At 69.6% G+C, this 11,934-nt stretch carries 8 protein-coding genes, 1 tRNA gene and 1 pseudogene; 3 read left to right on the forward strand and 7 right to left on the reverse strand.

Annotation, left to right across the window (positions count from 1 at the left end; genetic code table 11):
* Positions 1-3: 3 nt before the first annotated feature.
* From PP359_RS02415 to PP359_RS02435, 5 genes and pseudogenes are all read right to left on the reverse strand, one after another.
* On the reverse strand, positions 4-882 hold the full coding sequence (locus PP359_RS02415) for a ComEC/Rec2 family competence protein (protein WP_499250805.1): 879 nt from the start codon (positions 880-882) through the stop codon (positions 4-6).
* Positions 871-2,370, reverse strand: a pseudogene (locus tag PP359_RS02420) (ComEC/Rec2 family competence protein); the annotation flags it as partial. The pseudogene PP359_RS02420 and the gene PP359_RS02415, both read right to left, overlap by 12 nt.
* Positions 2,367-2,975, reverse strand: coding sequence for a ComEA family DNA-binding protein (locus PP359_RS02425; protein ID WP_499249834.1), 609 nt, complete (start codon positions 2,973-2,975; stop codon positions 2,367-2,369). The pseudogene PP359_RS02420 and the gene PP359_RS02425, both read right to left, overlap by 4 nt.
* 90 nt (positions 2,976-3,065) lie before the next feature.
* Entirely contained in the window at positions 3,066-5,648 is a 2,583-nt protein-coding gene (gene leuS, locus PP359_RS02430) for a leucine--tRNA ligase (protein ID WP_499249835.1), read from the reverse strand.
* Between the two features lie 70 nt (positions 5,649-5,718).
* A complete protein-coding gene (locus tag PP359_RS02435; protein ID WP_499249836.1) occupies positions 5,719-7,041 on the reverse strand; it encodes an anthranilate synthase component I family protein in 1,323 nt (440 codons plus the stop codon).
* Positions 7,042-7,123: 82 nt separating this feature from the next.
* Here PP359_RS02435 and PP359_RS02440 point away from each other — a divergent pair, with 82 nt between their 5' ends.
* The 3 genes from PP359_RS02440 to PP359_RS02450 are packed head-to-tail and all read left to right on the forward strand — an operon-like array spanning position 7,124 to position 9,593.
* Entirely contained in the window at positions 7,124-7,807 is a 684-nt protein-coding gene (locus tag PP359_RS02440) for a DedA family protein (RefSeq protein ID WP_499249837.1), read from the forward strand.
* Positions 7,808-7,811: 4 nt separating this feature from the next.
* Positions 7,812-8,873, forward strand: a complete 1,062-nt coding sequence (locus PP359_RS02445; protein ID WP_039415894.1) for an App1 family protein phosphatidate phosphatase — start codon at positions 7,812-7,814, stop codon at positions 8,871-8,873.
* A 9-nt stretch (positions 8,874-8,882) separates the two neighbouring features.
* Positions 8,883-9,593, forward strand: coding sequence for an SOS response-associated peptidase (locus PP359_RS02450; RefSeq protein WP_499249838.1), 711 nt, complete (start codon positions 8,883-8,885; stop codon positions 9,591-9,593).
* 59 nt (positions 9,594-9,652) lie between these two features.
* Here PP359_RS02450 and nagE read toward each other — a convergent pair whose 3' ends face one another.
* Both nagE and PP359_RS02460 read right to left on the reverse strand, forming a co-directional pair.
* A complete protein-coding gene (gene nagE, locus PP359_RS02455; RefSeq protein ID WP_499249839.1) occupies positions 9,653-11,632 on the reverse strand; it encodes an N-acetylglucosamine-specific PTS transporter subunit IIBC in 1,980 nt (659 codons plus the stop codon).
* 158 nt (positions 11,633-11,790) lie between these two features.
* Positions 11,791-11,866: transfer RNA gene (locus tag PP359_RS02460), tRNA-Ala, on the reverse strand.
* Between the last annotated feature and the right edge of the window lie 68 nt (positions 11,867-11,934).

The raw sequence follows: 11,934 nt of genomic DNA on the forward strand, positions 1-11,934 counted from the left end.
GACTCAGGGAGGCTCCCTCTCGTGCCACAGCCGCACGGTCGAGGCCTCGGTCCACAGCATGATCAGCCCTTCGAGATCTGTGCGGGCCAGCCGTGCCCCGACGGATGCGAGCATCGCAAGCGTCTCGCTGCGTGGATGCCCGTACGTGTTCGCTCCCACAGAGATCAGCGCCACCGTCGCACGCACGCGCCGGTACAGTCGGGGCTCCTGGTCGGCGCTGCCGTGGTGCGAGACCTTCACGACGGCGTAGGTGGGGCGCAGGGATGCCGTCGCCATCAGGCGTCGCTGGCCCTCGGCCGACAGGTCACCGAGCATCAGCATGGGGGGCACGCTCGGGCCGGCGATGTCGAGCACGACGCTGCCGTCGTTTCCCGCTTCGGTGCGCGGATGCGGCCACAGCACGCGCCAGCGAGCGTCTCCCAGCGTGCCGGTCATCCCCGCATCGGCACGCACGAGGCGCGCTCCCGCGTCGCGCAATCGGGTCAGGGTGCGCTCGTCGTCGGGTGCTGCTGTCGGCCCGTGCAGAACGGTGTCGACCCTCCCCGCGACTGCGCTCGTTCCTCCGTCGTGATCGTGATCGAAGTGAGTGAGGACGAGAAGATCCACCCGTTCCACGCCGAGCGTCTCCAAACATGCCGTGAGCGCCCGCGGATCGGGGCCGGTGTCCACGAGGGCGATGTGACCGGCGGCGCGGATCGCGATCGCATCGCCCTGGCCGACGTCGCACACGGCGATCGCCCAGGCCTCGGGCAGGCGGGCACGAAGTCCGATCTGCGCGGCGGGGACGGCGCCGGCGGCGATGACGATCGTGACGGCGATCACGGCACTGGCAGCGACCCGTGCCGGTCGCGGTGAGCGCACGAGCAGGATGACCACCGCCACGCTGATCAGACCCAGTGCGGCGAACCCGCCGACACCGTCGGGCCACCAGATCGCGCTGCCCGGGAGGGCGCTGAGGGTCGTCGCGGTCGCCGCGATCCACGCCGCGGGCACCCAGGCGAGCGCCGCCACCCCGGTTCCCAGCAGCGGGATGCCGGCGCACAGACAGGCGATGAGCCCCAGCACCGTGCCGACGGGCGCGGCCGGCGCAGCCAGCATGTTGGCGGCGACGCCGACGACCGAGACCTGCGGCGAGATCAGCGCGATGATCGGGCCGCAGGCGAGCTGTGCGGCCAGCGGCACGGATACGGCCAAGGCAAGGGGCCGTGGCATCCAGCGCGACAGGCCGTCCGCGAGGGGTCCGGCGAGCACGAGAAGAGCGGCGGTGGCGGCCACGGAGAGAGCGAACCCGATCGAGCGCGACAGCCACGGGTCGAGAAGGAGCAGGAGCACGACGGAAGCCGTCAGCAGCGACAGCCCGGCCCCGATACGGCCGAGCAGCAGGCCCAGCATGGCGATCGCGGCCATCGTCGCCGCGCGGACGACGCTCGGCTCGGGTGAGACGAGGATCACGAACGCGACGAGAGCTCCGAGCCCGGCGGCGACGCGCACGGCTCTCCCCGCTCTGCACACGGCCGCCACAGCGAAGGCGATGCCGACGACAAGGGCGCAGTTCGCCCCGCTCACGGCGGTGAGGTGCGACAGCGACGATGACTTCATCGCGGCATCCAGCCCGTCAGAGACCTGGGAGGTGTCGCCGACCGCAAGGCCGGCGATCAGACCGCCACCGGGCTCGGGCAGCCCCGCTGTGACGGCGATGAGCCCGTGGCGGAGCAGCGATGCCAGCGCGAGCACGCCGGTGGGCGTGGAGGTCAGGGTCGGTGTCGTGGATGCGTCGATGACGAGGACGGCCCGTTCGCCCGGCTCCGGGGTCCACGCCGTACCCGTCACCGTTACGCGAGCGCCGAGATCGAGTCCCGGTGGAACATCGCCGGTGCGCACGAGCACCGGCACCGGCGTCGTGATCGCGGTGTCCCCGTACGCGAGCCGCCCCAGTAAGGCATCGAATCGCCAGCCGGCAGCACCGCGTTCGATCTTCCCGACGGCGACGACGTCGACCGTCAGCGAGCGGCCGCCGGAAACCTCGGCCGCCGCAACCGCGGCGCGCGCAGGAAGCGCGGCGGCGACATGCGAGGCGACCCCCGCCGCGACACCCACGACGATGGCGACGTGGGCGAGCACATGCGCGACGCGTGCCACGCCGGACCCACCCCAGCGCCGAGGGCGCACGAGCGCGACGAGGACGACGAAAGCGATCGCCCAGAGCAGGACGGCCGCGGATGCCGCGGCATCCGGCGCACCGGTGACGACGCCTGCCGTCAACCACGCTCCGGCGGCGACGGGCACGAGGCGCGCATCCCTTCGTCGCGCGGATCGCCCGCCCCGGCCGGCCCCCGTCGCGCGCGGTGCCGCCGGTGCGGCGCCGCTCACACCGTCACCAGGTCACGGAGGCCGGCGAGCATCTTCTCACCGATGCCGGGAACCGACAGAAGGTCGTCGACGCTCGTGAACCGCCCGTTCTCCTCGCGCCACGCGATGATGCGCTCGGCGATCGCGGGCCCGACGCGGGGAAGCGTGTCGAGGGCTGCGACATCGGCGGTGTTGAGGTTGACGCGTCCGTCAGCGCTGACGGGCGCACCGGGCGTCGACGCCTCCCCCGCCTCCGGCACGTGCACCTGTTCGCCGTCGACGAGCGGTCGCGCGAGGTTGAGCACGGTGCGGTCGGCGGCCTCCGTGAAGCCCCCGGCGGCGGCAACCGCGTCGACGACGCGCGCCCCGCCGTCGAGGCGGTAGAGCCCGGGGCGTCCCACCGCGCCCGACACATGCACGTAGAGCGCCGCGGCCGAGATCTCCACCGGTGCCAGCGGGACGCCGCCGTCGGCGGTCGTCACCGACCGCACAACTCCGACGGCCACCGCGATCGCCGCGGCGACGAGCACCAGCACGACGGACGCACCGACCCCGACGCGCCGACGCCGCGTGCGACGCGCGTCCGCGGCGGTGGGCGGCGCGTGGTCGATGTCGGGCGAACTCACCTCCACACCGTGCCATCGGCGTGCCACCGAGATCAGTGCGCGCTCGGTATCCGTGGACGAGCGGAGCGGATCCCCGCCGTGGGGAGGAGACTACGCGGTCGTGAAGCTGACCACCTTGGGGGCGCGGACGACGACGCGGGCGATTTCGCGACCGGCCAGCGAGCGCACGACCTTCTCGTCGGCGCGCGCCAGCGCCTCGAGTTCGTCGGCCGAGATGCGCGCGGGCACGGTCAGGGTGCCGCGCACCTTGCCGTCGATCTGCACGACCGCGGTGACCGACTCCTCGACCAGCAGGGTCGGGTCGGCCTGCCGCCACGTCGCAAGGCCGACGAACGGCTCGTGACCGAGCTGCTCCCACATCTCCTCGGCGGTGTGCGGGGCGAACAGGTCGAGGATCATCGCGATCGCCTCAGCGGCTTCGCGGACGGCGGGGTCGCCCGCGCCGGCGGGACCGTCGATGGTCTTGCGGGTGGCGTTGACGAGCTCCATCAGGCGGGCGACGACCACGTTGAACTTGGTCTGCTCGATCAGCGCCGGGGCGTCGGCCCAGAGGCGATGGGTGACACGGCGAAGGGCCTGGTCCCCCTCCGCCCACACGACATCCGGCGCGCTGGTGACCTCGTGTGCGATGCGCCAGGCGCGCGCCAGGAACTTCGCGGCGCCCGTGGTGGAGACATCGCTCCAGTCCTTGTCGTCCTCCACCGGCCCGGCGAAAGCGAGCGCGACCCGCAACGCATCGGCACCGTGGGCGTTCAGCTCGTCCTGGAAGAGCACGAGGTTGCCCTTGCTCTTGCTCATCTTGGCGCCGTCGAGGATGACCATGCCCTGATTGATGAGGTTCGAGAACGGCTCGGTGAACTCGACGAGGCCCATATCGAACAGCGCCTTCGTGATGAAGCGCGCGTACAGCAGGTGCAGGATCGCATGCTCGACGCCGCCGATGTAGAAGTCGACCGGGCCCCACCGGTCGGCATCCTTCGACGAGAACGCCTGCGTCGTGTCACCCGGCGTCAGGAAACGAAGGAAGTACCACGAGCTGTCGACGAACGTGTCCATCGTGTCGGGGTCGCGAAGCGCAGGCTCCCCGGTGGTGGGGTCGACCGTCTCGACCCAGCCGGTCGCCGCGCCCAGCGGTGACGAGCCCTTCGGCGTCAGATCCAGCCCTTCCATGGCTGGCAGCTCGACGGGCAGCTGCTCGTCGGGTACGGGCACGATGCGCCCATCGGCGGTGTGCACCATCGGGATCGGCGTCCCCCAGTAGCGCTGACGCGAGATGAGCCAGTCGCGCAGGCGGTAGGTCTTGGCGGCGCGACCGGTGCCGGCGGCCTCCAGCTGCTCGATGGCGCGGGCGATCGCGTTGCGCTTGCTCAGCCCGTCGAGCGGGCCCGAGTTCATCATGCGGCCGTCGCCCGTGAGCGCGACGCCGGTCTTCGCCGGGTCGATCTCGTCGATGCCGGGGGCGCCCGGATCGAGCGGGACGCCCTCGGCATCCAGCTCGATGACGGGGATCGCGCCGGTGACCGGCGCCGTGGTGTCGACGACGACCTTGATGGGCAGGTCGAACGCGCGGGCGAAGTCGAGGTCGCGCTGATCGTGCGCGGGCACCGCCATGACGGCGCCGTGGCCGTACCCGGCGAGGACGTAGTCGGCGGCCCAGATCGGCAGCCGCTCCCCCGTCACCGGATTGATCGCGTAGCGCTCGAGGAAGACACCGGTCTTCGGGCGGTCGGCGGTCTGCCGGTCGATCTCGCTCGTCTTCTGCACGGTGTCGAGGTAGTCCTGGAAGCGCATGCGCGCCTCCGGGGATGCCGAGGACACGAGCTCGGCGGCGAGGTCGGAATCCGGCGCCACGACCATGAACGTCGCGCCGTAGAGCGTGTCAGGGCGCGTCGAGAACACCGTGATCTTGTCGGCGCGACCCTCGATCTCGAAGTCGATGTCGGCGCCCACGGAACGTCCGATCCAGTTGCGCTGCATCTGCAGCACCTTGTGCGGCCAGAATCCCTCGAGCTGGTTCAGGTCGTCGAGCAGGCGGTCGGCGTACTCGGTGATGCGGAAGAACCACTGGGTGAGCTTCTTCTTGACCACGACGGCGCCGCTGCGCTCCGACGTCCCGTCGGGCAGCACCTGCTCGTTGGCGAGCACGGTCTGGTCGACCGGGTCCCAGTTGACCAGTGCGTCCTTGCGGTACGCGAGTCCCTTCTCGTACAGCCGCTGGAAGAGCCACTGGTTCCAGCGGTAGTACTCGGGGTCGGAGGTGTGCAGCACGCGCGACCAGTCGAACGAGACGCCGTACTGCTGCATGCTGGAGCGCTGCTGTGCGATGTTGCCGTAGGTCCACCCGCGCGGCTCGACGCCGCGCTTGATCGCGGCGTTCTCGGCCGGCAGGCCGAAGCTGTCCCAGCCGATCGGGTTGAGAACGTTGTACCCGCGGTGACGCCAGAAGCGCGCGACGATGTCGGAGTAGAGGTAGTTCTCCGCGTGACCCATGTGCAGATCGCCCGACGGGTAGGGGAACATCGCCAGCACGTACTTCCGCGGGCGGGTGTCGTCCTCGCCACCGGCACGGAACGGGTCCTTCTCGGCCCAGATGCGCTGCCACTTCTCCTGCACGGCGTGCACGTCGTACGGTCCGTTCTCGGCGGCGGTGGCGATGTCTGTGGGGCTGCTCATGGGAAGGGGAAGACCAATCTGAAAGCTCGGGAACGCGCGAGAGGCGTGCTTCCAGGTTAGCGGACCCGCCTTACCATCCCGGCGGCAGATCCGCACCCAGCGCCGCGAGGGGGCCGCGGGCTTTGAGTCCCACCTCGGCGACCTCCTCGTCGGGATCGGAGAGCCAGGTGATGCCGCCGCCGGCGCCGACGTACGCTCTGTCCGGACGAAGCACGATGGACCTGATCGTCATCGCTAGGTCCGCGTGGCCGTCGGTGCCGACCCAGCCGAAGCATCCGGCATAGATGCCGCGGCCTCGCCCTTCCAGCCCCGACAGGACCGTCATCGCTGACAGCTTCGGCGCTCCGGTCATGCTCCCCGCCGGAAAAGCGGCGCCCAGCAGCTGCCCGAGGGTGGCTTCCGGTCGGAGCCTGCCCGCTACCGTGCTGACCAGCTGGTGGACGGCCGCGTACGACTCGACCTCGAGCAGGCGTTCGGCGCGCACCGTTCCCGGCTGGCACACCCGCTGCAGGTCGTTGCGCATCAGGTCGACGATCATGACGTTCTCGGCCCGTTCCTTCACGCTGTCGACGAGCTCGCGACGCAGTGCGGCGTCCTCGTCGGCGTCGCGGCCGCGCGGCCGGGTGCCTTTGATCGGGCGCGTGCGCACCAGGCCGTCGGCGACGTCGAGAAAACGCTCCGGGCTCGCACTGAGCAGCGCTGTCGTGCCACTGCGGATGATTCCGCCGTGGTGCGCGGGCAGCGCCTCCCGCAGCGTCAGATACGTCGAGGTGGGATCGAACGGTGCGGATGCCGCGACCGTGAACCGCGTCGTCAGGCAGAGCTGGTAGGCGTCGCCGGCGCGGATCGCGTCGCGGCACCGGGCGATGAGTGCGCGATATTCCTCGGGCGTCTGGCGTGCCGATGCCACCGGCGGCGGACGGTGTGCGGCGCAACCGCGGGGCGTCGCCGTCTGCGGCGCGGCCGTCGCGGCGCCGTCCACCGCGGAGGCGAGTGTCTCGCCGCGGTCGGCCGGCGCGGCGATCCACACCTCGTGGGCGGCGTGGTCGAAGACGACGAACCACTCGATTCGCAGCCACAGCTCCTGTGGTCCGTCGGCGGGGTCGGCTCGCCCGGGGGCGCCGGCAGCCGCAGCGGCGTCATCGAAGCCCGACCACCCCACCCACCCGCCCTGGAACGGACCGGGCACGACCGCCGCCGGGCGCGCGTCCGGCACCAGCGCAACATCTCGGGGACCGACGCCGGGAGCGCCCGCTCCCAGCCAGCTGAATCCTGTCGTGGCGCCCGGCCCGGCATCCAGCCAGAACGCGTGCTCCTCGCCGCTGAGGATCGCCTCGAAGACGACGGCCGGGTCGACCCAGTCGTGCCGACGGGCGACGAGGCGCGTGGTCATCGCTCCAGGCTAGTCGGGACGCTCGGCGGCCGTCCGGCAATGTTCAGCATGCACACACCCTCACCCGCCATAGGCTGGAGAGGTGAACGAGTTCCTCTCATGGCTGCTCGATGCCGTGCAGAGTGTGGACCCCGTCCTGCGCACGGTTCTCGCGGGTATCGCCATCATGCTCGAGACCAGTGTTCTCGTCGGCCTGATCGTGCCCGGAGACACCGTCGTCATCGTCGCTTCCACCGCTGTCGGTTCGGTCGGCGAGGCCGTCATGCTCATGGTCGTGGTCGTCGTGGGCGCTCTGATCGGCGAGAGCGTGGGATTCTGGCTCGGTCGATGGCTGGGCCCCCGCATCCGGTTCTCGCGGCTCGGACGTCGGATCGGCGAAGACAATTGGACGCGCGCCGAGCTCTATCTGCGACGGCGCGGCGGACCGGCGATCTTCCTCTCCCGCTTCCTGCCGGTTCTGCATTCGCTCGTGCCCTTGACAGTGGGGATGAGCGGGTTCTCCTATCGGCGCTTCCTCGCGTGGACGGCACCCGCCTGTACGGTGTGGGCGGCGGCTTACGTCAGCGTGGCGGCGGCGGCGGCGGGCACCTATCGCGAGCTGGCCGACCGTCTGCACACGGCGGGCTACTTCTTCGTCGGCGCGATCGTCGTCTTCCTTCTTCTCGCCTACGTCGCCAAGCGCGTGATCGTGGCACGCGAAGCGCGCCACATGCGACCGGAGGACGAGGCGACCGGCACGCAGCGCTCGGACGGCGTGGGAGACTGAATCGATGGCCGCCGAACCCGCACCGCGCCTGAAGGTGCTCTGGATCGCCCGACTGGAGTACCGGTTCCATGCGTGGCGAGAGCGTCGGGCGCGCGCCCGCGGCCTGCGCGCCAGTGTGTCGGCGTATCCCGGCTACGGCGGCGAGGATTGGGTGCGCGTCCTCGGCCGTGTGCTGATCGTCCCTCCCGTCCGCGTCCGTCGTCGGCGCGGCGACGACGGCGGTGTCCGTGGTTGGCGCAGCTTCGCCGCCGTTCCCGTCGGTTATGCGACCGTGACCGTGACCGTGGACGGAGCCACCCACGAGGTGATCGCCGACCGTGGCGGCGTCATCGACGCCGTGCTGCCGGCCCGGCTGCAGCCGGGGTGGCAGCCCCTGTCGATGACCGTCGAGGGCTCCGAACCGTTCTCGACGCGTGTGTTCGTCGTGGGCTCAAACGTTCGTTTCGGCATCGTCTCCGACGTCGATGACACGGTCATGGTGACGGCCCTGCCCCGGCCGCTCATCGCGGCCTGGAACTCCTTCGTCGTCAACGAGCACGCTCGCCAACCGGTGCCCGGCATGGCCGTGCTGCTCGAGCGTCTCGTGCGGGAGCATCCGGGCGCACCCATGATCTACCTCTCGACGGGCGCCTGGAACGTCGCGCCGACGCTGCAGCGTTTTCTCCGTCGTCATCTGTTCCCTCCCGGCGCCCTGCTGCTGACCGACTGGGGCCCCACGCACGACCGGTGGTTCCGCAGTGGCCGCGCCCACAAGGAGGAGAATCTCCGGCGCCTCGCGCGTGAGTTCCCCCACGTCAGATGGGTGCTCATCGGCGACGACGGGCAGCACGACGATGCTCTGTACACGGCGTTCACGGGCGCGCACCCCGAGCACGTCACGGCCGTCGCGATCCGACGGCTGTCGCCGGCAGAGGCGGTGCTCGCCGGAGGACGTACGGCCGTGGACGATCACACGGCCGCGACGGTGCCGTGGGTAGCCGGTGACGACGGAGCCGCCCTTCTCGATCGTCTCGCCGAGATCGGTGTCGTGGGCGGCCCGGCCGACGGCGTCGGGGGCCCCGCGTAGGCTGGCCGCATGTGCGGTCGATTCGTCGTGGGCAGCTCCGGCTCCGAGCTCGTCGGTGTGCTGCGGGTGGATGTCGTCGGAGACGATCTGCCCCAGCCCTCGTTCAATGTGGCGCCGACCGACCGCGTGGCGATCGTGCTCGACTCTGCGAAGACCGAGCCCCCGACGCGTCGCCTGGAGGCGGCGCGCTGGGGTCTGATCCCCGGCTGGGCGAAGGACATGGGTATCGGTGCGAAGGCGATCAACGCCCGCGCCGAAGAGGTCGAGAACAAGCCGATGTTCCGGCAGGCGCTGATCGCGCGGCGGGCGATCGTCCCGGCATCCGGTTACTACGAGTGGAAGACCGAAGACGGCGTGAAGACGCCGTACTACATCCACCCCGCCGACGATGAGCCGCTGTTCTTCGCGGGTCTCTACGAGTGGTGGAAAGACCCGGCGAAGACCACGGATGATCCTTCACGATGGGTGCTGAGCTTCACGATCATGACCCGGGATGCCGTCGGCCAGCTCGGCTCGATTCACGACCGCATGCCGCTGTTCATCGACGCGGACTACGCCGATGTGTGGCTCGACCCCACCACGGAGAACGTCGGCGATCTGCTGGACGCGACGATCGACGCTGCCCCCGCCCTGGTGGACGGCATGCTCATGCGAGAAGTCGACCGCGCCGTCGGCAACGTGCGCAACAACGGTCCGCAGCTGATCGCACCCCTGTCGTGACGAACGGCGGGACGGACCCGAAGGCCCGTCCCGCCGTAGTTGGCAGGATCGTTCGATCCCTACGCGAACTCGATCGTCGCATCCTCGTTGTTGAGCACGATGACCGGAGTGATCGCGGAGTGCCCCGCGCGGCGGATCTTCTCCGGGTCGAAGCGAAGGAGCGGCGTGCCGGGCTCGACCGTGTCTCCGGCTGTCACGAGCGTCTCGAAGCCGTCGCCCTTCATGTCGACCGTGTCGATGCCGACGTGGATCAGAAGCTCCGTGCCGTCCGCGAGGGCGAGGCCGATCGCATGCCCGGTCGGGAAGACCGATGCGACCGTGCCGCCGGCCGGCGCGACGATCGTGTCTCCGGTGGGGTCGATCGCGAGGCCCGGGCCCATCGTTCCTTGGGCGAACATTGCATCCGGAACCTCGGAAAGTGCGAGCACGCGGCCCGCCACCGGTTGACGAAGCTGCAGGACCGCCGGCGGAACTGACGAATCCAGCCGCTGCTCGGCAGCAGCACCCGCGGCGATCGCGGCGCCGCCGACACCCCCGACGAAGCCTGCCAGTGCGCCGGTCTGGCCGGCATCGGCCCCGCGGAAAGCCTCGATGGTGCGATCGTTGAGGATGTCCTCCATCGCGTCCTTGACGAACTGGACGTTTAGGCCGTAGACCACCTGCACGGAGTGGCCTCCCGGTTTGATGGTCCCCGCGGCTCCGGCGCGCTTGAGGGCGTGCTCATCGACCTGCGAGGGGTCGGCGATCTCCATCCGTAGACGTGTGGCGCAGTTGTCGACCTCGATGATGTTGTCCCTGCCGCCGAGAGCCGCGATGAACTTCTCCGCCGTGCCGTGATACCCGGAAAGGCTCGTGCCGGCGTTGTCGGCGTCCTGCTCGTCGAGCTCGTCGCCACGGCCGGGCGTCTTGAGCTTGAAGCGCTTGATCACGAAGTAGAACGTGAAGAAGTAGATGAAGAACCAGGCGACGCCGAGCAGCAGCAGCATCCACGGGTTCTCGGCCATCGGGTTCGTCCACTGCAGCACCATGTCGATGAAGCCCGCCGAGAAGCCGAAGCCCAGGCGCGTGGGCAGCATCGCGGTGATCATCACCGAGATGCCCGTGAAGACAGCGTGGATGAGGTACAACCACGGCGCGACGAACATGAAGGAGAACTCCAGCGGCTCGGTGACGCCGACGAAGAACGAGGAGATCGCGCCCGAGAGCATGATTCCGTAGGTGATCTTCTTGCGACGCGTGTCGGCCGTGAGATACATCGCAAGGGCTGCGCCCGGCAGACCGAACATCATGATCGGGAAGAACCCGGCCATGTACTGGCCCGTGACGCCGTAGGTTCCGGTGCCGTTGAGGAAGTTGACCAGGTCGTTGATGCCGGCCACATCGAACCAGAACACCGAGTTGAGCGCGTGGTGCAGACCTGTCGGAATCAGCAGACGGTTCAGGAAGCCGTAGATTCCGGCTCCCACCGGACCCATCGTGGAGATCCACTCGCCGAAAGTTACCAGCGCGCCGAAGACGACGGGCCACACGAACATCAGTACGACGGCGACGATGAGCGACAGGCCGGCCGTCACGATGGCGACGGAGCGCTTGCCCGAGAAGAACGAGAGTGCGTCGGGCAGCTTCGTGTCCTTGAACCGGTTGTAGCACCACGCGCCGATGAGGCCGGCGACGATGCCGACGAAGACGTTCTGGACTTTGCCGAAGGCGGGGTTCACATCGCCCAACTCCCCCAGCCCCAGCAGCTTCTGCATCGTGGCGGGCGCAAGGAGGGTGGTGATCGTGAGCCACGATACGAGGCCCGCCAAAGCCGACGTGCCGTCGGTCTTGTTGGCCATACCGATCGACACGCCGACGGCGAACAGGAGCGGCATGTTGTCCAGGAGTGCCCCGCCGGCCGCGCCGAGGAAGGCGGAGGCGGTGTTGGCGCCGCCCGCAGCGGAGCTGATCCAGTACGAGATGCCGGAGAGGATCGCGGCCACCGGCAGCACGGCCACCGGCAGCATGATCGACCGACCCAAGCGTTGCAAGAACTTCATCGATGAAACTCCGTCCTGGTGGGGCACTGGCTCTCGCGAGCGCGCGAGCCACGCATGGGACGCTACCCCCGATCAGACCAAACGCACAGCATTCACTCAGGAATCGGCGAAATCTCCGACGAAAACGCGAAACCCCCGGGGAGCTACCCGGGGGTTCTTGGTGGACCTGAGGGGACTCGAACCCCTGACCCCCTGCATGCCATGCAGGTGCGCTACCAGCTGCGCCACAGGCCCATTTTCAGTTTGTCACCGCTCCGCGGCAACCCCTCAAGCTTACTACATGCCGAGGGGTGCGACGAACA

This window comes from Sphingomonas sp. BLCC-B65, assembly GCF_028550675.1.
Lineage (GTDB): Bacteria > Actinomycetota > Actinomycetes > Actinomycetales > Microbacteriaceae > Microbacterium.